Annotated in this window: 22 protein-coding genes; 8 read left to right on the top strand and 14 right to left on the bottom strand. The window is 59.0% G+C overall.

The genetic code is table 11. From position 1 onward, the window contains the following. The first annotated feature begins 63 nt into the window (after positions 1-63). The 4 genes from CKW16_RS08600 to pdxH all read left to right on the top strand — a co-directional run bounded on the left by CKW16_RS08600 (position 64) and on the right by pdxH (position 5,789). On the top strand, positions 64-2,508 hold the full coding sequence (locus tag CKW16_RS08600) for a beta-galactosidase (RefSeq protein ID WP_256580459.1): 2,445 nt from the start codon (positions 64-66) through the stop codon (positions 2,506-2,508). Between the two features lie 228 nt (positions 2,509-2,736). Next, positions 2,737-3,882, top strand: coding sequence for a serine hydrolase domain-containing protein (locus CKW16_RS08595; protein ID WP_095128039.1), 1,146 nt, complete (start codon positions 2,737-2,739; stop codon positions 3,880-3,882). A 113-nt stretch (positions 3,883-3,995) separates the two neighbouring features. Then, positions 3,996-5,117, top strand: coding sequence for an OmpA family protein (locus CKW16_RS08590; RefSeq protein WP_095128038.1), 1,122 nt, complete (start codon positions 3,996-3,998; stop codon positions 5,115-5,117). 24 nt (positions 5,118-5,141) lie between these two features. Beyond that, on the top strand, positions 5,142-5,789 hold the full coding sequence (gene pdxH / locus CKW16_RS08585) for a pyridoxamine 5'-phosphate oxidase (protein ID WP_095128037.1): 648 nt from the start codon (positions 5,142-5,144) through the stop codon (positions 5,787-5,789). Positions 5,790-5,794: 5 nt separating this feature from the next. Here the strand turns inward: pdxH and CKW16_RS08580 are convergent, their stop codons facing one another. After that, positions 5,795-6,031 carry a hypothetical protein gene (locus CKW16_RS08580; RefSeq protein ID WP_095128036.1) on the bottom strand — a complete coding sequence of 79 codons (237 nt, stop codon included), beginning with the start codon at positions 6,029-6,031 and terminating at the stop codon, positions 5,795-5,797. Between the two features lie 168 nt (positions 6,032-6,199). Between CKW16_RS08580 and CKW16_RS08575 the strand changes: the two genes are divergently transcribed. Then, positions 6,200-6,664 carry a glycine zipper 2TM domain-containing protein gene (locus CKW16_RS08575; protein ID WP_095128035.1) on the top strand — a complete coding sequence of 155 codons (465 nt, stop codon included), beginning with the start codon at positions 6,200-6,202 and terminating at the stop codon, positions 6,662-6,664. Between the two features lie 66 nt (positions 6,665-6,730). On the opposite strand, the gene CKW16_RS08570 is transcribed toward CKW16_RS08575, so the two are convergent. The 4 genes from CKW16_RS08570 to nhaA all read right to left on the bottom strand — a co-directional run bounded on the left by CKW16_RS08570 (position 6,731) and on the right by nhaA (position 9,904). Beyond that, positions 6,731-6,982, bottom strand: a complete 252-nt coding sequence (locus CKW16_RS08570; protein ID WP_095128034.1) for a pyocin S6 family toxin immunity protein — start codon at positions 6,980-6,982, stop codon at positions 6,731-6,733. 124 nt (positions 6,983-7,106) lie between these two features. Continuing rightward, positions 7,107-7,361, bottom strand: a complete 255-nt coding sequence (locus CKW16_RS08565; protein ID WP_095128033.1) for a colicin E3-like toxin immunity protein — start codon at positions 7,359-7,361, stop codon at positions 7,107-7,109. Between the two features lie 7 nt (positions 7,362-7,368). Then, entirely contained in the window at positions 7,369-8,595 is a 1,227-nt protein-coding gene (locus tag CKW16_RS08560; protein ID WP_095128032.1) for a colicin E3/pyocin S6 family cytotoxin, read from the bottom strand. A 121-nt stretch (positions 8,596-8,716) separates the two neighbouring features. Next, a complete protein-coding gene (gene nhaA / locus CKW16_RS08555; RefSeq protein ID WP_095128031.1) occupies positions 8,717-9,904 on the bottom strand; it encodes a Na+/H+ antiporter NhaA in 1,188 nt (395 codons plus the stop codon). Positions 9,905-10,143: 239 nt separating this feature from the next. Here nhaA and CKW16_RS08550 point away from each other — a divergent pair, with 239 nt between their 5' ends. Beyond that, on the top strand, positions 10,144-11,238 hold the full coding sequence (locus tag CKW16_RS08550) for a PLP-dependent cysteine synthase family protein (RefSeq protein WP_095128030.1): 1,095 nt from the start codon (positions 10,144-10,146) through the stop codon (positions 11,236-11,238). 117 nt (positions 11,239-11,355) lie between these two features. Here the strand turns inward: CKW16_RS08550 and CKW16_RS08540 are convergent, their stop codons facing one another. The 3 genes from CKW16_RS08540 to CKW16_RS08530 form a co-directional block, all read right to left on the bottom strand. Further along, positions 11,356-12,969, bottom strand: coding sequence for an NAD(P)/FAD-dependent oxidoreductase (locus CKW16_RS08540; RefSeq protein WP_095128028.1), 1,614 nt, complete (start codon positions 12,967-12,969; stop codon positions 11,356-11,358). A gap of 95 nt (positions 12,970-13,064) precedes the next feature. Beyond that, complete coding sequence (locus tag CKW16_RS08535) at positions 13,065-13,730, bottom strand: COG3650 family protein (protein ID WP_095128027.1); 666 nt, start codon at positions 13,728-13,730, stop codon at positions 13,065-13,067. Between the two features lie 171 nt (positions 13,731-13,901). Next, positions 13,902-14,501 carry a short chain dehydrogenase gene (locus tag CKW16_RS08530; protein ID WP_095128026.1) on the bottom strand — a complete coding sequence of 200 codons (600 nt, stop codon included), beginning with the start codon at positions 14,499-14,501 and terminating at the stop codon, positions 13,902-13,904. Positions 14,502-14,606: 105 nt separating this feature from the next. On the opposite strand from CKW16_RS08530, the gene CKW16_RS08525 reads away from it, so the two are divergent. Continuing rightward, positions 14,607-15,518 (top strand): LysR family transcriptional regulator, encoded by a 912-nt coding sequence (locus CKW16_RS08525; RefSeq protein WP_095128025.1) that lies wholly within the window; start codon positions 14,607-14,609, stop codon positions 15,516-15,518. 176 nt (positions 15,519-15,694) lie between these two features. Here CKW16_RS08525 and CKW16_RS08520 read toward each other — a convergent pair whose 3' ends face one another. From CKW16_RS08520 to CKW16_RS08500, 5 genes are all read right to left on the bottom strand, one after another. Beyond that, entirely contained in the window at positions 15,695-16,396 is a 702-nt protein-coding gene (locus tag CKW16_RS08520) for an ABC transporter ATP-binding protein (protein ID WP_046046223.1), read from the bottom strand. Continuing rightward, a complete protein-coding gene (gene livG / locus CKW16_RS08515; RefSeq protein ID WP_095128024.1) occupies positions 16,397-17,164 on the bottom strand; it encodes a high-affinity branched-chain amino acid ABC transporter ATP-binding protein LivG in 768 nt (255 codons plus the stop codon). After that, a complete protein-coding gene (locus CKW16_RS08510) occupies positions 17,161-18,417 on the bottom strand; it encodes a high-affinity branched-chain amino acid ABC transporter permease LivM (protein WP_095128023.1) in 1,257 nt (418 codons plus the stop codon). Before CKW16_RS08510 ends, livG begins: the two co-directional genes overlap by 4 nt. Next, on the bottom strand, positions 18,414-19,337 hold the full coding sequence (livH, locus tag CKW16_RS08505; RefSeq protein WP_095128022.1) for a high-affinity branched-chain amino acid ABC transporter permease LivH: 924 nt from the start codon (positions 19,335-19,337) through the stop codon (positions 18,414-18,416). The genes CKW16_RS08510 and livH overlap by 4 nt, the downstream gene beginning before the upstream one ends. A 232-nt stretch (positions 19,338-19,569) precedes the next feature. Next, a complete protein-coding gene (locus tag CKW16_RS08500) occupies positions 19,570-20,697 on the bottom strand; it encodes a branched-chain amino acid ABC transporter substrate-binding protein (RefSeq protein WP_095128021.1) in 1,128 nt (375 codons plus the stop codon). A gap of 338 nt (positions 20,698-21,035) precedes the next feature. Here CKW16_RS08500 and CKW16_RS08495 point away from each other — a divergent pair, with 338 nt between their 5' ends. Beyond that, positions 21,036-21,341 (top strand): DUF2288 domain-containing protein, encoded by a 306-nt coding sequence (locus tag CKW16_RS08495; RefSeq protein ID WP_007906642.1) that lies wholly within the window; start codon positions 21,036-21,038, stop codon positions 21,339-21,341. A 216-nt stretch (positions 21,342-21,557) separates the two neighbouring features. On the opposite strand, the gene CKW16_RS08490 is transcribed toward CKW16_RS08495, so the two are convergent. Then, on the bottom strand, positions 21,558-23,753 hold the full coding sequence (locus tag CKW16_RS08490) for a hypothetical protein (protein ID WP_095128020.1): 2,196 nt from the start codon (positions 23,751-23,753) through the stop codon (positions 21,558-21,560). Between the last annotated feature and the right edge of the window lie 196 nt (positions 23,754-23,949).

Here is a 23,949-nt window from a genome sequence, read left to right as displayed (position 1 = left end):
CTATCTCTCTGCCATCGCTTTTCCACTGGCCCATTGAAGGTCGTTAGGGAGAATTTCGTTCTCATGATTCACCGTTCGCTGCGCCGTTCGTTACCTGCCGTTTTCGCCCTGATGTTCGCAGCCCCTTTGCTGGCGGCTCCTGCCGGCCAACAGACGCTGTTCAACTTTGTGCGCCCCGCCGATGTGGTCCAGGTGGCGACTCAGGACGCCAGCCTGCCGCAATCCAATGCCGAGCAAACGGCCGAAGGCGAAGTGCTGCGTCGGGTGACGTTCAACCCGGTGGCACAACCGACCTTGCGTCTGACCCCGCAGACGGGCGCCTGGGACTGGTCGCAGTCGGGCTTCATGAGTTTGCGGATTCAGAGCGCAATGAACTGGGCCGTGACCCTGTACGTGAAAATCCAGAGCAACGACGGCAAGACACTGGTTAGCCGCGTCGACTTGCCGGCCGGCCCTGCGCAAACCTTATTGGTGCCGCTGCAGCCCTTTACGCCATTGAGCCTGGGCCTGAAAGCGGGCCCACAGATGCCGATGACATTTGAGGGGCAGCGTGTATTGCTGGCCAGCAGCGCCGGTGAGCTGGAGCGCAGCCAGGTGGTGTCGGTGACCTTGTCGATGGATCAGCCGAAAGTCGCGCAAAGCATTCTGCTGGAACGCTTTGGCGTGCAGGACGGCGATGCGGTTACCCAAGCGGCTTTTGGCGGCCTAGTAGACGCCTATGGCCAGTCGACCCGGGCCAAATGGCCAGAGAAAGTCAGCAGCGACGAGCAACTGAAAAGCGCCGCCGCCAAGGAACAGCAGCAACTGAAAACCTGGCTGGCCGAGCGCGAGAAGTCGTCCCTGGACAAGTTCGGTGGCTGGAACAAAGGCCCGGTATTCAAGGCCAGCGGCTTTTTCCGCACTGAGAAGCGCGACGGTCGCTGGTACCTGGTGACGCCGGAAGGCCATCCGTTCTATTCGCTCGGGGTCAACACTGTCACCCCGGACGTCGACCAGACCTACGTCGCCGGCCGCGAGTGGATGTTTGAATCGCTGCCCAAACCCGACGAACCGTTGGCCAGCCATTTTGGCGAAGGCGACAACCGAGGCGGCAACGGCGCCGATCAGGGCCGTGGTTACAATGCCGGTCGCTGGTACGACTTCTATGGCGCCAACTTGCAGCGCTTGTATGGCGAACCTTGCGCACCGGGCAGTGAAACCAAGGCCGGTGTCGCCGAAGCCGCCAAGGCCGACGCCGTTGAGGCAACAGCCGAGAAGGCCTCTGAGCAACCTATTGCGCCTTCGACGGCCGAATCCGGTGTCGCCGAAGCCGCCAAGACCGGCGCCGTTGAAGCGACCGCCGCGAAAGCAGCTGAGCAAACAGCTGCCGAACCCTGCAAAGCGGTGGTTGATGAACAGCGCTGGGCCAGCCACACCCTTGATCGCCTGCAAGCCTGGGGCTTCAACACTATCGGCAACTGGAGCGCTCCGGCGTTGGCCAACGCTGATCGCGTGCCGTACACCTTGCCGCTGTCGATCGTCGGCGATTACGCCAGCATCAGCACCGGCACCGACTGGTGGGGCGGCATGCCCGATCCGTTTGACCCGCGTTTCGCCATGGCCACCGAACGTGCTGTGGCCATCGCCGCGCGCGACCATCGCGACGATCCATGGCTGATCGGCTACTTCGCCGATAACGAACTGGCCTGGGCCGGTCCCGGCGACGACCCGAGAGCCCGTTACGCCTTGGCCTACGGCACCTTGAAAATGACCACCGACGTGCCGGCCAAGCGCGCATTCCTCAAGCAATTGCGGGACAAGTACCGAAATCAGGCGGGCCTTTCCAAAGCCTGGGGCATTGATTTGCCGGCCTGGGAATTGATGGAAGATCCGGGCTTCGTGCCGCCGCTGCCAAGCGCCGAGTACCCGGAAATCGAAGCCGACTTCAAATACTTCCAGAAGGTCTTCGCCGACACGTACTTCAAGACCCTCTCCGACTCGCTCAAGTGGCACGCGCCGAATCAGCTGTTGCTGGGTGGCCGATTTGCCATCAGCACCCCGGAAGCGGTTGAGTCCTGCGCCCAGTATTGCGATGTGCTGAGCTTCAACATGTACACCCTGCAACCGCAGGACGGTTACGACTTCGCCAAGCTGCGCAGCCTGGATAAACCGGTGCTGATCACCGAGTTCAACTTCGGCTCCGCGGATCGCGGCCCGTTCTGGGGCGGCGTGACGCAATTGGCGAAGGAAGAGGACCGTGGGCCGGCTTACGCCAGTTTCCTCAAACAGGCGATGAGCGAACCGTCGATCGTCGGCGTTCACTGGTTCCAATACCTCGATCAACCGGTGACCGGTCGTCTGCTGGATGGTGAGAACGGTCACTTCGGGCTGGTGGGCATTACCGATCTGCCGTTCCAGGGGTTCGTCGACAGCGTACGCAAGAGCAATTTGCAGACCGTCGATCAGCTCGGTAAAGAAGCCGAGAAGGCCAAGGCTGAGGCGGATAAAGCCGGTCACGAAGCTGATTAAGCATTGAGACCGAGTGATCGTTCATCGCGGGCAAGCCATGCTCCTACAGGGGTTGTGGAGATCCTGTAGGAGCAAGGCTTGCCCGCGATAGCGCCCTCGGATTCACCACAGGTTTTCTGAACAAATCTATGGGCGGCTACGCCGCCCAGCCCGCCACAGTTCCCAAAACCCTCTAGGGCTGGAACAATGCGGGCCACTTTGTAGAGCTTTATATCCGGGGAGTTGCGGGTGCAGATTCAGGGTTTTTACGAGCTGAAGTTCGAAGCGGTGCGTGAAGCTTTCGCGGCGCTGTTCGACGATCCTCAGGAACGTGGTGCAGCGTTGTGCATCCAGATCAGCGGTGAAACCGTGGTCGACCTTTGGGCCGGCAGCGCTGATAAGGACGGTACCGAAGCCTGGCACAGCGACACCATCGCCAACCTGTTCTCCTGCACCAAGACCTTTACCGCCGTGACCGCCCTGCAACTGGTGGCCGAAGGCAAGTTGCAACTGGATGCCCCGGTTGCCCGCTACTGGCCCGAGTTCGCCGCCGCCGGCAAAGAGTCCGTGACCCTGCGTCAATTGCTCTGCCATCAGGCCGGTCTGCCGGCGCTGCGTGAGCTATTGGCCCCGGAAGCCCTTTACGACTGGCAAACCATGGTTGACGCCCTGGCCGCCGAAGAACCGTGGTGGACGCCGGGGGTTGGTCACGGTTACGCCGCGATCACCTACGGCTGGCTGGTCGGTGAGTTGCTGCGCCGTGCCGACGGTCGTGGGCCGGGTGAGTCCATCGTGGCGCGAGTCGCGAAGCCTTTGGGGCTGGATTTTCACGTCGGCCTGGCGGACCAGGAGTTCCATCGCGTGGCGCACATCGCCCGTGGCAAGGGCAATGTCGGCGATGCCGCGGCTCAGCGCTTGCTGCAAGTGACCATGCGCGAGCCGACCGCCATGACCACGAGGGCGTTCACTAACCCGCCGTCGATCATGACCAGCACCAACAAACCCGAGTGGCGACGCATGCAGCAGCCGGCCGCCAATGGCCACGGCAATGCCCGCAGCCTGGCCGGGTTCTATGCCGGTCTGCTCGATGGCAGCTTGCTGGAAAGCGAAATGCTCGAGGAACTGACGCGCGAGCACAGCCTCGGCGAGGACAAGACTTTACTGACCCGGACCCGTTTCGGCCTGGGTTGCATGCTCGATCAACCGGACGTCCCCAACGCCACCTACGGCCTCGGCCCTCGTGCGTTTGGCCATCCGGGTGCCGGCGGTTCCACCGGTTTTGCTGACCCGGAACACGATGTGGCCTTCGGCTTTGTGACAAATACCTTAGGACCGTACGTCTTGATGGACCCGCGCGCACAAAAGCTTGCGCGCGCACTGGCCACTTGTCTGTAAAACGCGCTCAGGGGTTCCAGGGCCGGAACCCCAAAGCCTTTATGGTTTCCAAGCGTCTGTTTATCCGGGTCAACCCGGTCTGATTTTTCATTACTTCATTTTGTGGATATCCAATGTCATCCAATAAAACTCTCGCTTTGGCCCTGTGCTTCGCTATTACCGGTTGCGCACAAACTCCACAAAATGACTCGGATGGCAGCAGCTGGTGGCCGTTCGGTTCCTCCGACAAAGTCGCCACTAAAGACCCGGCTCGGGCCCCTACGCCAGCCCCGGCACCTTTGAAACCTGCCGCGATCGCTCCGGTTGCCAAGGCTGAAAGCTCCAACCCTTGGTACTGGCCATTCGGTTCCGATGAAGTTCTCGACAAGAAGCCAGCGGTGAAAGCTGAAGCCAAGCCTGAAGCCAAACCGGTCGAGGTGGCCAAGGCCAAGGCTGAGGCCGATGCAGGTGGCAATTGGTGGTGGCCGTTCGGCGGTAAAGAGCAAAGCACTGCCAAAGCCGTGCCGATGCCTGATCCTAAAGTTACCCAAGCCTGGCTCGACGATTACGAACCGCGTCTGCGCGCAGCGATCAAGGACAGCAATCTGCAACTCGAGCGTCGTGAAAACGTATTGGTCGTTACCGCGCCGGTAGAAGGTTCGTTCAACCCTGACCGTCCAGCCATGCTGCTGCCGGTGACCCTCGGTCCATTCACTCGCGTTGCGAAAATCCTTGAAGTCGATCCAAAGACTGCCGTGCTGGTTCTCGGCCACAGTGATACGTCGGGTGCCGCACCGGCCAACGTGAAACTGAGCCAGGAGCGTGCCCAGTCCGTGGCAGCGATTTTCCGCCTCAGCGGTCTGCAGCGTGATCGTCTGATGCTGCGCGGTATGGGCGGCGAAGCCCCGCGTGCTGCCAACGACAGCAATGAAGGCCGTGCCTTGAACCGTCGCGTCGAACTGCTGGTGACCCCGCAAAACACCATGGTCGCGTTGCTGAGCAAGTACAACATGCCGGCCCCTGCGCCAGTGAAGTTGGTCGCTACCCAGGACGTCAAGCCAGTGGTCAAACCGGTCACCCCGGCGCCAGCCGCGAAGAAAGCGGCTGTGCCTGCTGCGAAAAAAGCCCCGGCCAAGAAAGCCGCCGCCAAGAAGGCACCGGCTAAAACCGCGACCCCTGCGAAAAAGACTGCTCCGGCCAAGGCTGCTGCCGACACGAAAAAAGTCGCCGACGCCGCCGATACTGTAAAAAAGTGATTCGTTAACCAAAAGGAATGCGCCATGACCCAGGGCCTGGCTGATATGCGTCGCGACTACACCCGTGATGGCCTGACCGAGGCGCAAGCCCCGGCCGAGCCATTCGCGCTGTTCCATCAGTGGTTCGCCGACGCGGTGAAAACCGAGCAGGCACCGGTGGAAGCCAACGCCATGACCCTGGCCACCGTCGATCAGGACGGTCGGCCGCATTGCCGCATTCTGCTGCTCAAGGGACTGGACGAGCTGGGCTTCACCTTCTTCACCAACTACGACAGCGCCAAGGGCCAGCATCTGGCCGCGAACCCGTTCGCGGCCATGACCTTTTTCTGGCCGGCCCTGGAGCGTCAGGTGCGCATCGAAGGGCGGGTGGTGAAAGTCACGCCTGAAGAGTCCGACGCCTACTTTCAGGTCCGGCCGCTGGGCAGTCGCCTAGGTGCCTGGGCTTCGCCCCAGAGCCGGGTAATCGCCGATCGCGCCGAACTGGAAGCGCTGCTCAAGAACACCGAGCAACGTTTCAGCGACACGCAACCTCATTGCCCTGAGCACTGGGGCGGTTATCGTTTGTTACCGGAGCGCATCGAGTTCTGGCAAGGCCGTTCGAGCCGCCTGCACGATCGCCTCAACTACCGCTTCCAGGGCGCCGACTGGACTCTTGAACGTCTGGCACCTTAAGCCGTCTACCGATCGGGATAACCTGCCGCAGCGGCTTCAAGCCACTGGGGCAGCTCCCGGCGCTTGATCTTCTGCGCTTGAGCGTTCGCCAGTTGCTGGAGCATGAACGCCTTTTTCTGCTCGTCTTTACCCGCCAGTGCCAACGCCAGATCGCGGTCCATCCAGCGTTTGATCCTCACGTATAGCCACCCGTGGAAATACAATCCGGCAACGGTAGTGACGACAATGATGAAGTAATCCATGACAATCCTTGGGGCAGCGACGCAGATTGCGGAATTTGCCGCTACTGTGTGGTGAGTTCGTGGAGGTGCCTGTACCGGGCCTGAATCAAACCAATTTTATCCGGGCGATGCAGTGACAGGCGTCAAGCTGCGGAGTTTAATGAATACCTGTCCTTTGGAGTTGATGCTATGCGTAAGTCTGTTCTGCTGGTTGCTTCCTTTTCCACGATGGCGATGTTGCTCACTGGCTGCCAATCGAGCCTGACCGGTGACTCCTACTCCCGTGACGAAGCGCGTCGCGTGCAGACCATTCGTATGGGCACCATCGAATCCCTGCGCCCGGTCAAAATCGAAGGCACCAAAACCCCGATCGGCGGCCTTGCCGGTGCGGCGGTTGGCGGTGTTGGCGGCAGCGCTATCGGTGGCGGTCGCGGCAGCATCGTTGCTGCGGTTATCGGCGCCGTTGCTGGCGGCCTGATCGGCTCGGCCACAGAAGAAGGCCTGACCCGCACCCAAGGCGTGGAAATCACCGTGCGCGAAGACGACGGCAGCATGCGCGCCTACGTGCAACAGGTTCAGGAGAATGAAGTATTCCGTGTTGGCGAGCGGGTGCGGATTGCTACTGTTGATGGGACTAGCCGCGTTTCGCATTAAGCGGGAATACAGGTAAAAGAAAACCCCGATCAGGTGACTGGTCGGGGTTTTGTTTGTTAAGGATTGTCACGACGCGGCGCGGGGACCTATAAAATATTCCAGCCCCTCGGGGAAGTCGACTTCTAGTAGTTCTGCAACCTGTAGGATTTGAGCAGCTGTTAGCTCCAGCTCTCCAGGCTCTATTTCTTCCAGTTTTTTTGACTCGGTCAATTGAGCCAATGCCTGGTTCAATTCATAGTTTTTGATAGTCAATTGGAACTGCAATGAATCATCTTGTTTTTCATCAGGGTAAAAACCGGTGATGGATAGATAGCGCACGTTTTTTATCTTCAGTCATTTTGAGGGCTTTCTACCTGGCTTCGCAGCCCCCCGAAAAGGGCTTCGTGACGTTAACGAAATTGGCTGACCACCGCAGTTAGCGGTAAGTCAAGTGTCTCGGGGGTTACCAGTTCTCGCGGTAATCGAAAGATAGTTGGTGATCGTAGGCGGCCAGGTCAATTATGTGGCGAAAGTAGGGTTGAATAATGGCGACCCAATGGCTGCCAACATTAAAACCTCCATTGTTAATATTGTTTTCGACAGGGATGCCGAGAGCATCAAGTATTGACTCATCGTCGCCTAAATCTTTGGAGGACTCTTCCCCCTCACAAATTTCAGTTTGCTTGTCATACCATTCCAGCCTTAGCTTCAGTCCCATCGTTGCCTCACAGATATTTTTTCTTGATGTTTCGTTCGCTTCTAGCATCATCGCGCCGCTCACCCGTTTTGGCATCAAATGCTCCCAAGTGACTCCCATTACTTGCGCGATAAGCTTCCAGCTCCCCATGCATAGAGTCCCACTCGTAGATGGTTTTGCCTTTTGCATCAATCCAGCGCTCTCTAAGTCCTCCACCTCCCACGATGGGATTCTTTTTCTTGGCCTTTTTAAGGCCCGGGAATGCAGTGATTTCTTCGGTTTTTGGTGCTGGATGATAATTGTGACCAGCTGCTGGCAAGCCTTTACGAGGAGCGCTGATCACAACATATAGCGGCGACACCCCGGAACCAGCCGGAAACACAAGAATGAAATCCTTGTACTCAGGCGGGTAAACCGGATTCACGATGATGCTGTCAGCCGTTTTCGTCGGCGGATAAACCCAAATATGCGGTGCTTGCGGCGCAGCCTCCAGCGCTGGAATACCGAGGATGTCTGAACCATCCACGGCCGGTGTCCAGATCAGTTCAACACCATCCCCCAGGACCGCCACCTGCTGGCTGCCGCGCAATGTGAACTGCACGACATCGACCATTTCCCAATCGCGGTTCTTGCCGGTGTAGAAACCGTATCCCTTGAGGCTGCCGTCAGCCTGTTGCTCGACTCTTAGCCGAACACGAGTTCGAGCCTGTTTCAGCGCGCGCAACTGATCTTCGGTATAGAGCGCGCTGTCGCCCAGGCTCGGCGTCCAGAAAAACGCGACCAGGCCGGCCAATATGGCGGTTCCAGCAGCACTGAGTGCTGCGGTGGGAACGGCGAGAGTCGGTGTGCGAAGAGCCATTCGGCCGATGCCGAGCGAGACAGTACTGCCACTGATCGTTTCAAGATTCAGCAGCCCGGCATCGTCTACCTCACGAGCACCGAGCCAGGCGACTTCTCCGTAGTCCTTGAGGCTGTCGGTAGGCACCATCCCCGAAGGATTCGAGTAATCGATGATGGCGTCGGGAAGCTTGCAGGACTTGGCGAATACGCATCCTGCGCGAACGGCCTCGTGCTTTTTCGCGACGACCTCACGACTCCGTTCGAAGGCGTCTTGCCTCGCGAGCATGGCGTCGTAAGCGTTTTGTCTGGCATCCCGCGCGGCCAGTTCGGTAGCCGTCATAAAGCGGTGAGTGACGTGATGACCGTCGCCTGACGGAGGGTTCTGAACCCGGGGAATGTCCTTATTGCCAGCCACTGATCTTCCTTGTGTTCGAACATCGACAGCCCCCAAAAAAGGGGCTGTGCGACGTTAACGAACGAGGCTGATCGTGGCTGTAGGACGAGTCTTCAATGACTCTAAGAGTTGTCTCTGTTTATCAGGATTGCAGAACGGCGCTCTTGCGACTCGCTGCCGCCGTCACCGCATAACCAATCAGCGCCGCCAGTATCGACCCGGTCAAAATCCCCATCCGGTCCATCCCGGCGTATTCACTGACACCCGGTACAAACGCCAGGGAGCCGACAAACAGACTCATGGTGAAGCCGATGCCGCAGAGGATTGCCACGCCCAATACCTGGCCCCAGTTGGCGCCTTGGGGCAGGGCGGCGATGCCGATTTTCACGGCCAGCCAGGTCAGGCCGAAGACGCCGAGGGTTTTGCCCAGCAGAAGGCCGACCGCGATGCCCATCGGCACGTGGTGGGTGAAACTTTCGACGGTCACGCCGCTCAGGGACAGGCCAGCGTTGGCGAACGCGAACAGCGGCAAGATGCCGTAGGCCACCCATGGATGCAGGGCGTGTTCGAGGGTCAGCAGCGGCGAAGGTTCGGCGTTTTTCGTGCGCAGTGGAATGCAGAAGGCCAAGGTCACACCGGCCAGTGTCGCGTGGACGCCGCTCTTGAGCACACAAACCCAAAGGATCAAACCGATGATCATGTACGGCCCGAGCTTGACCACCCCGAGCCGGTTCATCGCGATCAGGGCCACGATGCACGTCGCGGCCAGAGACAGCGAAAGGGTCGAGAGCGTACCCGAGTAGAAGATCGCAATGACGATGATTGCGCCTAGGTCGTCAATAATCGCCAAAGTCATCAGGAAAAGCTTCAGCGACACCGGTACCCGCTTACCCAGCAGGGCCAGTACGCCGAGGGCGAAGGCGATGTCGGTGGCCATCGGGATGGCCCAGCCACTCAGGGCTGCCGGGTCTTCGCGGTTCAGAAACCAGTAGACCAACGCCGGAACCACCATGCCGCCAATCGCCGCCGCGCCGGGCAGGACGATTTGCGACGGTTTCGACAGTTGACCGTCAAGGACTTCGCGCTTCACTTCCAACCCGATCAGCAGGAAAAACAGGGCCATCAGGCCGTCGTTGATCCACAGCAGCGCCGGTTTGGCGATTTGCAACGCGCCGACCTGGGCCACGACCGGAGTGTCCAGAAAGCTGCTGTAAAGCCACGACAGCGGGGAGTTGTTGATGATCAAAGCCAGGGCCGCAGCGGCGATCAATAACAGACCGCTGGCAGCTTCCAACTGGAAGAAACGCGTGAAAGTGCTACGCAGAGGCAAGGTCGCTCTCCATCGATGAATTCAAAAGGTGGCACACCCTAACCCGTACCGTTAGTTGTTAAAACAAAAGTTATATTCTTTTTTGTTATATGCCGTTACAACGTGAACGACCAGCAGGGACCTGAGCCTAGCAGTTGTCGGGCGTATTGAACCTCAGCTGTACCTGTGCGTGATGTAGGTTTTTTCCTAAGCTTGTTAGCTGAGCCTTGCAACAAGGCCGACTCAACGAGAAAACCACCATGAGCGACAACCGACAGTGGGCCCGCGAAGCCATCCGGATCATCGAGGCCGACTTCCAGCGCAGCGCCGACACCCACCTGATTCCCTTGCCGCTGCCGGGTTTTCCGGGCATCGAGTTGTATTTCAAGGATGAGTCCAGCCATCCCACGGGCAGCCTGAAGCACCGCTTGGCGCGCTCGCTGTTTCTGTATGCGCTGTGTAATGGCTGGCTCAAACCCGGTGCGCCGGTGATTGAAGCGTCCAGCGGTTCGACGGCGATTTCCGAGGCATACTTCGCCAGTTTGCTGGGCTTGCCGTTCATTGCGGTGATGCCGGCGACCACCTCCAAAGAGAAGATCGCGCAGATCGCTTTCTACGGCGGCAAGAGTCATTTGGTCGATGATCCGACGCAGATCTACGCCGAATCCGAGCGCCTGGCCCGCGAACACGATGGGCATTTCATCGATCAGTTCACCTATGCCGAGCGCGCTACCGACTGGCGGGCGAACAACAACATCGCCGAGTCGATCTTCCAGCAAATGCGCTTCGAACTGCACCCCGAGCCGAGCTGGCTGATTTCCAGCCCCGGCACCGGCGGCACCACCGCGACGCTGGGCCGTTACGTGCGTTATCGCCAGCATTGCACCCGCGTGCTCTGCGCCGATGCCGAGCGCTCGGTGTTCTTCGATTACTACCAGACCGGCGACGCCAGTCTGCGCCTGGATTGCGGTTCGCGGATTGAAGGCATTGGCCGGCCTCGGGTGGAAGCGTCGTTTCTGCCCAAAGTGATCGATGCGATGGTCAAGGTTCCGGACGCGTTGTCGCTGGCGGCCATGCATTACCTGGCGCAGCGTTTGGGACGTCGGGTGGGCGGGTCGAGCGGGACCAACCTGATCGGCGCCTTGATGGCGGCCCAGCAGATGGCGGCGGCGGGGGAGTCGGGGTCGATCGTGGCGATTTTGTGTGATGGCGGCGAGCGCTATGCGACCACCTATTACGATCAGGTTTGGCTCAAGGCCCAGGGGTATGAGTTGAGTGGTTTGATGGATGCCGTGGCGGGTTGTGTCGAGCGCGGCGAGCCGCTGCCGGCCAGCGTTCTGCGCGCCAATATTTAACCCGACGATCGTTCCCACGCTCTGCGTGGGAATGCCTCACCGGACGCTCTGCGTCCGCTTTCGGGACGCGGAGCGTCCCTGGCTGCATTCCCACGCAGAGCGTGGGAACGATCTATCTCAGGCTTCGAGGCCGAGGATGTCGCGGGCCACAGCTTCTGCAATCCGAATCCCGTCGACACCCGCCGACAGAATCCCGCCCGCGTAACCCGCGCCTTCACCTGCCGGGAACAAGCCTTTCACGTTCAGGCTCTGCATCGACTCGTCACGGGTGATCCGCAGCGGCGACGACGTACGGGTCTCGATCCCGGTCAACACCGCATCGTGCAGCGAGTAACCGCGAATCTGCTTCTCGAACGCGGGCAACGCTTCGCGAATGGCTTCGATGGCGAACGCCGGCAAGGCCAGCGCCAAGTCACCCAAGGCAACCCCCGGTTTGTAGGAGGGTTCTACGCTGCCCAACTCGGTGGACGGCTTGCCGGCAATGAAGTCGCCGACCAGTTGCGCCGGTGCTTCGTAGTTGCTGCCGCCCAGCACAAAGGCGTGGGATTCCAGGCGTTCCTGCAACTCGATACCCGCTAGCGGGCCGCCCGGATAATCGACTTCCGGGGTGATCCCGACAACGATCCCGGAGTTGGCGTTGCGTTCGTTACGCGAGTACTGGCTCATGCCGTTGGTGACCACGCGGCCCGGCTCGGACGTCGCCGCTACCACGGTGCCGCCCGGGCACATGCAGAAGCTGTAGACCGAACGTCCGTTGCTGGCGTGGTGCACCAGTTTGTAGTCGGCGGCCCCGAGTTTCGGGTGGCCGGCGTACTTGCCCAGACGCGCGCGGTCGATCAGCGATTGCGGGTGTTCGATGCGGAAACCCACCGAAAACGGTTTGGCTTCCATGAACACGCCACGGCCGTGGAGCATGCGGAAGGTGTCCCGGGCGCTATGACCGAGGGCCAGAATCACGTGTTTCGAATGGATCTGCTCGCCGCCATTGAGCTCGACGCCGACCAGTTGGCCGTCCTCAATCAACACGTCGGTAACGCGCTGCTGAAAGCGCACTTCGCCACCCAACGCGCGAATCTGCTCACGCATGTTTTCCACAACACCGGTCAGACGGAACGTACCGATGTGCGGTTTGCTGACGTAGAGAATTTCTTCCGGCGCGCCTGCTTTTACGAACTCGTGCAGGACTTTGCGACCGATGAATTTCGGGTCCTTGATCTGGCTGTAGAGCTTGCCGTCGGAGAATGTCCCCGCGCCACCTTCACCGAACTGCACGTTGGATTCCGGGTTAAGCACGCTTTTACGCCACAGGCCCCAAGTGTCCTTGGTGCGCTGACGCACTTCGGTGCCGCGCTCGAGGATGATCGGCTTGAAGCCCATTTGCGCGAGCAGCAGCCCGGCGAAAATCCCGCACGGGCCGAAACCCACGACGACAGGACGTTGCTCAAGATCAGCCGGCGCCTGGCCGACCGCTTTGTAGCTGACATCCGGCGCCACGTTGACGTTACGGTCATCGGCGAATTTGTGCAGCACCGCCGCCTCATCGCGAACGTTGAGGTCGATGGTGTAGATGAAGCACAGTTCGGAGGACTTTTTGCGCGCATCGTAGCTGCGCTTGAACAAGGTGAAGTCGAGCAGGTCATCACTGCTGATGCCCAGGCGCTGCACGATGGCAGGGCGCAGGTCTTCTTCGGGATGGTCGATCGGCAGCTTGAGTTCGGTGATTCGTAACATGACAGGATCCGGTTCGCGGGGCGCACAACTGCGCCAAGGCGTTTGAAGCCCGCGATTATAAGCCTCAACGAATGATTCCCGTGAGGCTAAAACGATCAGTCGTTACGCGATCCGCCGAAATACCCGCAACCACGCTGAACCTGGCCGTCGACGCGCAGTTCGGCGCTCATGTGCTGGACACTGCCGGTGGTGCTGTCGACGCAACGTTGCGGCGCGACCCACAGTTCAATGTGCTGGTTATTGGCTTCGGTGCTGAGGTTGAAGCGGCCATCGCCCAATTGCTCTTCAACGTAGGGCAAGGCCAATGGCGGCTGACCGGCGCGCTCGATGACCATGCCTTTGCCACTGACTTTCACGTTCCACTCAGGCCCATGGCCGGCGGCGCGCAGAATCAGCACTTTGAAATTCGGATCGTTGCACGCGGTGCCCGAGCGCTCGACGCGGTACAGCTGCGCAAGATCGAGGCGGCTGTCGGTACCATTGGCAACGATCCGGCCACGTACGTCGGCAAACAGCTTGCCCTGGGCATCGGCCAAGGTCGCGGCCTCTTGCAGGACGCTGGTGCCGCCGGTGTCGTTGACCACATAACTGCGCTGCTCATTGCACGGCTGGAACAACAGCTTGCCGTCGGCCGCCGTCAACTGGCCCTGCATGCGGGTCTGGCCCACGTGGGAGGCACTTTCACGCGGGCCATCGAGCAACTGGCAAGCGGCGAACAACGGAAGCAGGGCAACAAGGACTAAGGAACGGGCAACACGCATCTTTGAGTCTCCAGACAAGTGCCGCCACGTTACTCAGCCTGACCGTTCATCACAACCCCACCGACTTTTAGCGTCCTGTTGTCGATCACTTTGTAGGAGCAAAGCTTGCTCGCGATGGCGATCTCAAGGACGCCATCGCCGGCAAGCCGTGCTCCTACAGGTTGCGGCGGTTTAGCCCACGTGAAAGGTCTGACCTGTTTGCAGGCCTTCCACGCTTTTGGCGTAGGCCAATGCCACATCCGCTGCCGGAACCGGTTTGTAGCCGCGGAAGTACGGCGCGTATTTGTCCATGGCTTCGACCAGTACGTTCGGGCTCACCGAATTGACGCGCAGGCCGCGAGGCAGTTCGATGGCGGCGGCGCGGACGAAGCTGTCAAGGGCGCCGTTGACCAGCGCTGCCGAGGCGCCACTGCGAATCGGGTCGTGGCTGAGCACGCCGGTGGTGAAGGTGAACGAGGCGCCATCATTGGCGAACTCGCGGCCGATCAGCAGCAGATTGACCTGACCCATCAACTTGTCTTTCAGACCCAGCGCGAAGCTTTCTTCGGTCATTTCACCGAGGGGGGCGAAGGTCACGTTGCCGGCGGCGCAGACCAGTGCATCGAACTTGCCGGTTTTCTCGAACAGCTTGCGAATCGACGCACTGTCGCTGATATCCACATGGAAGTCCCCGCTGTTGCGGCCGATGCGGATGATCTCGTGACGCTCGGACAGCTCCTTGTCGACCGCCGAACCGATGGTGCCGCCTGCGCCTATCAAAAGAATTTTCATCGTGCTGTTCCTCGAAGTGGTTAAACGAGGTTGAAGTCTAGAGTGGTTTTTTCCATCGAGAAGCGTGCTAATAGGCAACCTTTGGTTTTCAAATGGAAACAATCCATGAGCGAAATGGATGATCTGGCAGCGTTTGCGGTGTTGATCGAGGCGGGGAGTTTCACCTTGGCGGCGCAACAATTGGGCTGTAGCAAGGGCCAATTGTCCAAGCGCATCAGCCTGCTGGAAACACGGTTTTCAGTGGTGCTGCTGCAACGCACCACTCGCCGTTTGAGCCTGACGGCCGCAGGTGCGGCGCTGTTGCCGCAAGCCCAGGCGCTCGTAGTCCAGGTCGAGAGGGCGCGTCAGGCATTGGCGCGGCTGAAGGACGACATGGCCGGCCCGGTGCGTATGACGGTTCCGGTATCGCTGGGGGAAACCTTCTTCGATGGCTTGTTGCTGGAGTTTTCCGGCAAATATCCCGAGGTGCAGATCGAGCTGGACCTGAGCAACAGCTACCGTGATTTGTCCCGCGACGGGTTTGATCTCGCGGTTCGCTCCGAGGTGGGCAATGACGAGCGTCTGGTGGCCCGACCGCTTTTAGCCTGGCACGAAATGACCTGCGCCAGCCCGGCTTACCTTGAGCAGTACGGCGAACCCTTGACGCCTCAAGCACTCGCCGAACACCGCTGTCTGCTCAACAGTCATTACAGCGGTCGCGAAGAGTGGCTCTATCACCAGCAACACGAGTTGTTGCGGGTTCGCGTGTCGGGACCGTTCGCCAGCAACCATTACAGCCTGCTGAAGAAAGCGGCACTGGCCGGCGCCGGCATTGCGCGGTTGCCGTCCTACTTGCTGCAAGCGGAATTGGCTGACGGGCGATTGCGATGGCTCCTGCGTGACTATCAGACCCGCCGCATGCCGATGTACCTGGTTCACCCGTATCAGGGCGGTTTGCCGAAACGTACGCAAGTGCTGGCGGATTATCTGATTGGCTGGTTCAAGCGCAGCGGTGAAGCGCTGGATCGGCTGCGCTAGAAAATGATCGTTCCCACGCTCCGCGTGGTAATGCAGCCCGGGACGCTCCGCGTCCCAAATGGACGCAGAGCGTCCGGTGAGGCATTCCCACGCAGAGCGTGGGAACGATCGGTCATCGTCGTTGAATGTAAAAACAAAAAACGGCCCGAAGGCCGTTTTTTGTTTACCGCGAAGACTCAACCACCCAAGTACGCTTCACGTACTTTCGGATCGGTCAGCAACGCTTCCCCAGTGCCTGTCATCACCACCCGGCCGTTCTCCAGAACGTACGCGCGGTCAGCGATTTTCAGCGCCTGGTTGGCGTTCTGCTCCACCAGGAACACCGTCACACCGTCCTTGCGCAGCTGTTCGATGATGTCGAAGATCTGCTGGATGATGATCGGTGCCAGACCCAACGAAGGTTCGTCGAGCAGCAACAGCTTGGGTTTGCTCATCAGCGCACGGCCGATGGCGAGCATTTGCTGTTCGCCGCCGGACATGGTGCCGCCGCGTTGGGCGAAGCGTTCTTTCAGGCGTGGGAAAAGTCCGAGAACCTTGTCCATCTGTTCCTGATAATCGCCCTTGTCGGTGAAGAACCCGCCCATGGCGAGGTTTTCTTCCACGGTCAGACGGGCAAACACCCGACGACCTTCCGGAACCACGGCGATGCTCTTGCGCATGATCTGCGCCGAGGTCTGCCCCACGAGCTCTTCACCCATGTACTTGATGCTGCCGCTGTGGGCTTGCGGCGAACCGCAAAGCGTCATCAGCAAGGTGGATTTGCCCGCGCCGTTGGCACCGATCAGGGTGACGATTTCGCCCTGACGGATTTCCACGTTGACGCTGTGCAGGGCCTGGATCTTGCCGTAGAAGGTGGAAACGTTTTCGAATTGCAGCATTTACGCTTCCCCCAGGTAGGCTTTGATCACTTCGGGATTGTCACGGATCTGTTCCGGCGTGCCGTCGGCCAGAGGCGTGCCCTGGTTGATCACGACGATGTGGTCGGAAATGCTCATGACCAGTTTCATGTCGTGTTCGATCAGCAGCACGGTGACGTTGTGCTCTTCACGCAGCATGCTGATCAGCGCCTTCAGGTCTTCGGTTTCCTTCGGGTTCAGGCCGGCGGCCGGTTCGTCGAGCATGAGGATCCGCGGACGGGTCATCATGCAGCGAGCGATTTCCAGACGACGTTGCTGACCGTAGGCCAGGGTGCCGGCCGGCCGGTTGGCGAACGCCTTGAGGTTGACCTTTTCCAGCCAGAACTCGGCGAACTCCATGGCCTCGCGTTCGCTCTTGCGGAACCCCGGGGTCTTGAACAGGCCCGCCAGGAAGTTGGTGTTCAGATGACGGTGCTGGGCGATCAAGAGGTTCTCGACCGCCGTCATGTCCTTGAACAGCCGCACGTTCTGGAAGGTGCGCACCACGCCTTTGAGGGCAATCTTGTGGCCGGGCAGGCCTTCGATCGGCTCGCCGTCCAGCAGGATGCTGCCGCCGCTCGGTTTATAGAAACCGGTCAGGCAGTTGAACACGGTGGTCTTGCCGGCGCCGTTCGGGCCGATCAGTGCCACGACCTGTTTTTCCTTCACGCTCAGGGCTACGCCGTTGACCGCCAGCAAACCGCCGAAGCGCATGCTCAGATTTTCGACTTTAAGGATCTCGCGGCTCATTTGCGCAGCTCCATGTGAGGACGTTGCATGGGCAGCAGTCCTTGAGGACGCCAGATCATCATCAGCACCATCAAGGCGCCGAACATCAACATGCGGTATTCACTGAACTCACGCATCATTTCCGGCAACAGGATCATCACCGTGGCGGCGAGTACGACGCCCAGCTGCGAGCCCATGCCACCCAGCACCACGATGGCGAGGATGGTCGCCGATTCGATGAAGGTGAAGGACTCCGGTGTCACCAGACCTTGGCGCGCGGCGAAGAAGCTACCGGCGAAACCGGCGAACGCAGCACCGAGGGTGAAGGCCGACAGCTTGATGACCGTAGGATTGAGACCCAACGCACGGCAGGCGATTTCGTCTTCACGCAACGCTTCCCAGGCACGGCCCAGGGGCATGCGCAGCAAGCGGTTGATGACGAACAACGCGAACAACGCCAGGAACAACGCCACCAGGTAAAGGAAGATCACCTTGTTGATCGAGTTGTATGCCAGGCCGAAGTACTCGTGGAACGTCTGCAGGCCTTCAGCAGCTTTACGTTCGAAGGTCAGGCCGAAGAACGTCGGTTTCTCGATGTTGCTGATGCCGTTCGGGCCGCCGGTGAGCTCGGTCAGGTTACGCAGGAACAGACGGATGATCTCACCGAAGCCCAGGGTCACGATCGCCAGATAGTCACCACGCAAACGCAGGACCGGGAAACCGAGCAGGAAGCCGAAGGTGGCCGCCATCATCCCGGCGATTGGCAGGCAGATCCAGAAGCTCAGACCGTAGTAGTGCGACAGCAGCGCATAACTGTAGGCACCGACGGCATAGAAGCCGACGTAACCGAGGTCGAGCAGACCGGCCAGACCGACCACGATGTTCAGGCCCAGGCCGAGCATCACGTAGATCAGCACCAGTGTGGCGATATCCACCGCGCCGCGGGAGCCGAAGAACGGCCAGACCAGCGCACCGATGATCAACGCGATGATGATCCAGCGCTGAGTGGTCGGCAGGGTCAGGAACGTACTGGCCTTGGCCGGCATCACCGGCATGTTCGGCGAGGATTTCCAGGCCGAGCTGATCTGCTGATCGAACAACACCCGCAAGAACATCAGCACCGAGCACACGGCAATGGTGATCAGCGTTGCGTTGCTGGTGCCATGTACTTCGAGGTTGATGCCGACAATGGTCAGTTTCAGACCGAGTACCGGGTAGGCAACGGCCCACACCAGCAAGGCGCTGAACAACGCCTGTTTAAGATTCCTAGTCATACTTTTTCAACCTCCGGACGGCCCAACAGGCCGGTTGGCCGGAACAACAACACCAGAACCAATAAGCCGAACGCCACGACGTCCTTGTATTGGTCGCCGAAAATATCGGCACCAAAGGCTTCCGCCACCCCAAGCACGATCCCGCCGAGCATGGCTCCGGGGATGCTGCCGATACCGCCCAGTACCGCTGCGGTGAAGGCCTTGAGACCGACCAGGAAACCGGCGTTCGGGTTGATCACGCCGTATTGCATGCTCAGCAACACAGCCGCGATGGCTGCCAGTGCGGCACCGATGACGAAGGTCAGGGCGATGATGTTGTTGGTGTTGATACCCAAGAGGTTGGCCATCTTGATGTCTTCGGCACAGGCGCGGCAGGCGCGACCCAGGCGAGAGCGGGAGATGAACAACGTCAGGCCGAGCATGGCGACAAAGGTCACCACGAACACCACGATTTGCATGTAGGAAATCAGCACTTCATGTGCGCCACCTGGCCCGAAGGAGATGTTACCGGGGATCAGGTTGGGGATGGATTTGTCCTTGGAGTCTTGCGCCAGCAGAACCGTGTTCTGCAGGAAGATCGACATGCCGATGGCGGAAATCAGCGGGATCAGACGGTTGCTGCCGCGCAGGGGGCGGTAGGCGATCCGTTCGATGCTGTAGCCGTAGGCACTGGTCACGACGATGGTCGCGAGAAAAGCAGCGGTCATCAACAGTGGAACACTGTCGAGTCCCATCATGGTCAGGCCCGCAATGGCAATGAACGCCACATAGGAGCCAATCATGTACACCTCGCCGTGGGCGAAGTTGATCATTCCAATGATGCCGTAAACCATCGTATAGCCGATGGCGATCAGGGCATATGTGCTGCCAATGGTCAGACCATTAACCAGCTGTTGGAAGAAGTGATAGATGTCAGGCATTACAGCGCTCCTAAAAACCTGATACGCATTTCACTGGTGGAGTCATTTTCCCGCTCGAGCCCCGTGGATCTGCACCCACTTCGAATTCGAGATTTGCCAGCGAACCGCTGATGACGGTTTTGAGATTTTCAGGTGGGGAGACTGGCGGATCACGCCAGCGCGGCCCAATACGTTCGTAAAACAAAGCCCACGGCACGCCGTGGGCTTTATTGGCAGTCAGTCAGGCAACGCCTTACTGAGGCTTGGCTTCAGTTTTTGGTTTGCCGAAGTGCCACTCGTAAACCACAAATTTGAAGTCTTTCAGGTCGCCTTTGGCGTCGAAGCTCAGGTCGCCAGTCGGAGTCTTGAAGGTGCCTGCGTGGATGGCTTCAGCCACTTTGGCAGAGTCTTCGCTCTTGGCAGCCTTGATACCGTCGGCAATTACGGTCACAGCCGAGTAGGCCGGGAACACGAATGGACCGCTCGGGTCTTCTTTCTTGGCTTTGAACGCATCAGCCAGGGCGATGTTGGCCGGATCCTGGTCGAAGGATTTCGGCAGGGTTACCAGCAGACCTTCGGAAGCGTCTTTGGCGATCTGCGAAATGGAGTCGTTACCCACGCCTTCCGGACCCATGAACTTGGCTTTCAGGCCTTTTTCCTGGGATTGACGCAGGATCAGACCCAGCTCCGGGTGGTAGCCGCCGTAGTAGACGAAGTCGACGTTGGCTTGCTTGAGCTTGGCGACCATCGAAGAGAAGTCTTTGTCGCCGGCGTTGATGCCTTCGAACACGGCAACCTTGATGCCTTTGCCTTCCAGGGTTTTCTTCACGGCGCTGGCGATGCCTTCACCGTATTGCTGTTTGTCGTGCAGCACGGCAACGATTTTCGGTTTTACGAAGTCGGCAATGTAGTTACCGGCGGCAGGGCCCTGGGCGCTGTCCAGACCGATGGTGCGGAAGATCATTTTGTAACCACGGGCGGTGATGTCCGGGCTGGTAGCAGCCGGGGTGATCATGATCACGCCTTCGTCTTCGTAAATGTCCGAAGCGGGTTGGGTGGAGCTGGAGCACAGGTGACCGACCACGAACTTGACGCCGTCGTTGACGACTTTGTTCGCGACCGCTACCGCTTGTTTTGGATCACAGGCGTCATCGTATTCAACGGCTTCGAGTTTCTTGCCGTCTACGCCGCCTTTGGCGTTGATCTGTTCGATGGCCATTTTGGCGCCACTGAACTGCATGTCGCCGTATTGGGCTACAGGGCCGGTTTTAGGGCCGGCGATGCCGATCTTGATGGTGTCAGCTGCGAACGAATGGCTGGCAACCCCGGCCAGAACCATAGCGGCAAACAGTTTGGAAATCTGCTTAGTAGCCTTAGTCATAGTGCTCCACTCTTACTGTTGTAGTTTTTATAGTCCTGGCGCCGTAGCAGCAGAACCGGGTCAGATATCTTCGATATCCTCCGGAAAATGCCCCCGGCAACTGTACCGGTACAGTGTAGAGCGCCAATTGTTAGCCTGGGAAGCTGGCGCCAGGGGGCAAAATCAGAGGGTGTCGCTTTTTTGAAAGAAAAAGACAGAATGGCGGCGGGGGTTATAGCTGAAATATCAGCAATCCTTGGCTTTCCTGCTGTTTTCAATCGGTAACTCAGTTGCATCCGGGTTTTTCTGCCAGACCACCAACGTTATGATTACGTCGATTTCTTTTCCGGACAGGACCCATGACTCAAGAACCTAGCACCCTCTATGCCAAGCTGCTTGGTGAAACCGCATCTATTACCTGGAAGGAGCTTGAGCCGTTCTTCGCCAGGGGTGCCCTATTGTGGGTCGATCCCGGTCTGGATTTGATTGCTGCAGCGGAGGCAGTCGCGACCGACGAAGGCGAGAAAGTGGCTGCCTGGCTGGCCGCCGACAAGGTTGCCAAGCTGTCTGAAACGCGGGCGCTGGATCTTTTCGAACGCGATCCGGAGCTGTGGGCAGTGGTCGTTTCGCCGTGGATTCTGATCCAGGAAAGGGCGACGAGCTGAAGATGTGCACTCTATTGGTGCGTGACTTTGTCGGGCAAAAGTGTGTAGCCGAGTAGCGTGATGGCATGTTGCCGTAGAGAAAGGCCACAGGCGGGCCAGCATCACGGTGACGTAAACGTAACGGGAACAGTTTACTAAGCAGCCTGATGGCTGCTTAATTGTTTCTGGATGTGATCGTTCCCACGCTCTGCGTGGGAACGATCGACAGTCGGTGAGTTAAGCAGTCTTGCCGGTATGGTTATTGAGGGAAATAACCTTGGTCTTGCCAATCCGGTGACGGTAAATCTCGCGCAAGTACTTGATCGCCTTCTTCACGCAATCCCGGGACAGACGAATGTCATTGATCGAGACGAACTTGTCTTTGTCGTTGATCAGCTCGCGGTACTTCTTCTCGTACATCGGTTTGATCGCGTACCAGTTGGTATCGAGGATCTTCGCCGGGTTCTCGAACTCATTAAGCAACTCGTCGATCCGGTCCTCGTCGAACTCTTCATTAATGATGAAGTCCAGGATCGAGTTATCCAGGGTCTCGTCAAAGCGGTACGGGTTTTTCGCGAAGCAACGCTTGATGAAGGCCACGATCAGCGTCAGGAAGTCGTCCGACAGGCACGGGCTCTTGGCGATCAGGGTGGTCAGCGACAGGTTGGCCGAGGCGCCGATGACCAGTGCATAACGCTTGAGCGTGGTGTTCGGGAACAGGCTGTTGAGGTGGGTCTTCAACCGGTTCAAGTCCATGTAGGACAGCTTGTAGTCCTTCGGCAACGAAACAATCGAGACCACCGACGAGCAGTTCTTGAAGAAGTGCAGGTCGTGCAACGCGGCCGCGTCGTATCCCGAATTCTTGTACTGCTCCAGCGAGGCGCGATAGCGCTTGGATTCGATTGGCAACAGGCTGATGCCTTCAATCGCCTGGGTCACTTTGTTGAAGTGCGGCAAGTCGATGGAGCGGAAGAACAGGTCGTCGATGTTCAGGCGCTGCGGTTCTTTCTCGAACACCTTGAACTTGTCGCTGCTCGGCGGCGGAGTTTCCGGCACCACGGACTCGGCGTAGGCAATCGCTACGGGGCCGGCCAGACTCATGAACAGGTCGTTGGCGTCGAGGCGAATGGTTTCGCCAATGTCGATGCCGGCGCGACGGAAATAGTTCTGGTCGTAGTCGGTTGTAACCGCCTGAGCCGTCAGAATGTTGAAGATCTGCTGTGAGATGTACTGGTTAGCGTGCTTTTCCATCGCGTTGACGTCGATGTTCTGAATGTTGCCGTCATCGCTTTCTTCGGCATAACGCATGATGTCGTTGGAGATCAGCATCATGGCGTTCCATGGGCGGATACGGCCCATGACACTGGCTTCGCTGCTGTCTTCGTTGGCGAAGTTGTAGGAGAAGTCCCACTCTTCCGACAGGTATTTACACAGCAGACGACCGGCGTTGATGTGCAACGCCTCAGACATTTCGCTGCGGTGATCGGAAATGTTCGGCAACACGCAAATGCCGCTGGTGAATATCGGTTCGAAGACGAAGGAATGACCGCTCTTGCTGTCGTGCTCGTCCATCGGCTTGGTATCGAACGTCTTGTTCATGTACGAGTGCTGCTGGGCCAGGCCGAATTCCGAGGCCATGCCCGAACCGGTACCGCCGCCGGCACTGAAGATCGAGAAGTACAGGCGCGACTGGTTGGCCTTGATCCCGCAGCTGTCGATCAGGTACGAGTGAATCATCTTCCAGTCAGGGCTGGAGAAACGCTGGGTGTCCTTGTTCAGGATGATCTTGGCCAGGTACTGGCCGAGGATCGGCGCGTTACCGGCGCCACCGGCGTGGACTTCCGACAAGTCCATGATCTTCATTTTGCTGTAGTCGCGCAGGAAACCGCTTTTTTCGCCCTTGCGCGAGAAACGGATGCGGCCGGCGATGTCTTTGTCCAGGTCGCCGAGCATCACCAGCGGCTCGACCAGGAATACCGGTTTGCTGGCCTTGTTCGGTCCCAGGCGCAGGTTGTTGCGAATCCACTGTGCCGGGCTGTAGCCCTTTTCGGCGAAGCGCTTGTCCGGCGACAGGCGATCTTCGTTATTGAATTCGTTGAGGTAGAACTTGCGGGCGTTGTACACCAGCTCGGCGACGTCCAGCGCGATGTTCGAACCGCAGCGGCCCAGGCCGATCAGGCACACCGACGGGAATTCCTGATCGCTGTGATGTTCACTGTCGCCTTCCAGATGCGGTGGGCGCGGGAACACCATGTCGCGCAGACCGTCGAGATTATCGAGGATGCGATCGGTATTGGTTTCGGTGAAGTACAGGTATTGCTGAGTTGCCAGCGGGCGCGATGGCGTCAATGGCTTCGACGGTGCGGGGCTGTTTGCCGCGGGGCTCAACGTCAGATCGGATATCGCAGTGGCCGGATTGTTTTTAGAAGTCATTGTGCGCCATTTACCTGGGCTGGTTGGTTGGGCGACACGATGTCGTCGAACCATCACGGATGGGATCTCGCGTCTTTTTTCAGCGCGTATGTGGCCCAAGCGTCAGGGCCTTGGCCTGAGCATCGCTCGGGGGAATCCTTTCCTAAGTCATGATGAATCGGCCAATATTCGATGATCTTTAATCAAAAGGAGGCCA

Origin of the sequence: Pseudomonas sp. Irchel s3h14, from assembly GCF_900187425.1 — a bacterium.
GTDB lineage: Bacteria > Pseudomonadota > Gammaproteobacteria > Pseudomonadales > Pseudomonadaceae > Aquipseudomonas.
The sequence above is the reverse complement of the archived record's forward strand: the minus strand, read 5'-3'. Positions and strand labels throughout refer to the sequence as shown.

Excerpts from the sequence above, each read along its gene's own strand:
- CKW16_RS08600 (WP_256580459.1), top strand. The coding sequence starts at position 64 with ATGATTCACCGTTCGCTGCGCCGTTCGTTACCTGCCGTTTTCGCCCTG.
- CKW16_RS08590 (WP_095128038.1), top strand. The coding sequence starts at position 3,996 with ATGTCATCCAATAAAACTCTCGCTTTGGCCCTGTGCTTCGCTATTACC.
- pdxH (WP_095128037.1), top strand. The coding sequence starts at position 5,142 with ATGACCCAGGGCCTGGCTGATATGCGTCGCGACTACACCCGTGATGGC.
- CKW16_RS08580 (WP_095128036.1), bottom strand. The coding sequence starts at position 6,031 with ATGGATTACTTCATCATTGTCGTCACTACCGTTGCCGGATTGTATTTC.
- CKW16_RS08575 (WP_095128035.1), top strand. The coding sequence starts at position 6,200 with ATGCGTAAGTCTGTTCTGCTGGTTGCTTCCTTTTCCACGATGGCGATG.
- CKW16_RS08565 (WP_095128033.1), bottom strand. The coding sequence starts at position 7,361 with ATGGGACTGAAGCTAAGGCTGGAATGGTATGACAAGCAAACTGAAATT.
- CKW16_RS08550 (WP_095128030.1), top strand. The coding sequence starts at position 10,144 with ATGAGCGACAACCGACAGTGGGCCCGCGAAGCCATCCGGATCATCGAG.
- CKW16_RS08540 (WP_095128028.1), bottom strand. The coding sequence starts at position 12,969 with ATGTTACGAATCACCGAACTCAAGCTGCCGATCGACCATCCCGAAGAA.
- CKW16_RS08535 (WP_095128027.1), bottom strand. The coding sequence starts at position 13,730 with ATGCGTGTTGCCCGTTCCTTAGTCCTTGTTGCCCTGCTTCCGTTGTTC.
- CKW16_RS08530 (WP_095128026.1), bottom strand. The coding sequence starts at position 14,501 with ATGAAAATTCTTTTGATAGGCGCAGGCGGCACCATCGGTTCGGCGGTC.
- CKW16_RS08525 (WP_095128025.1), top strand. The coding sequence starts at position 14,607 with ATGAGCGAAATGGATGATCTGGCAGCGTTTGCGGTGTTGATCGAGGCG.
- CKW16_RS08520 (WP_046046223.1), bottom strand. The coding sequence starts at position 16,396 with ATGCTGCAATTCGAAAACGTTTCCACCTTCTACGGCAAGATCCAGGCC.
- livG (WP_095128024.1), bottom strand. The coding sequence starts at position 17,164 with ATGAGCCGCGAGATCCTTAAAGTCGAAAATCTGAGCATGCGCTTCGGC.
- CKW16_RS08510 (WP_095128023.1), bottom strand. The coding sequence starts at position 18,417 with ATGACTAGGAATCTTAAACAGGCGTTGTTCAGCGCCTTGCTGGTGTGG.
- livH (WP_095128022.1), bottom strand. The coding sequence starts at position 19,337 with ATGCCTGACATCTATCACTTCTTCCAACAGCTGGTTAATGGTCTGACC.
- CKW16_RS08500 (WP_095128021.1), bottom strand. The coding sequence starts at position 20,697 with ATGACTAAGGCTACTAAGCAGATTTCCAAACTGTTTGCCGCTATGGTT.
- CKW16_RS08495 (WP_007906642.1), top strand. The coding sequence starts at position 21,036 with ATGACTCAAGAACCTAGCACCCTCTATGCCAAGCTGCTTGGTGAAACC.
- CKW16_RS08490 (WP_095128020.1), bottom strand. The coding sequence starts at position 23,753 with ATGACTTCTAAAAACAATCCGGCCACTGCGATATCCGATCTGACGTTG.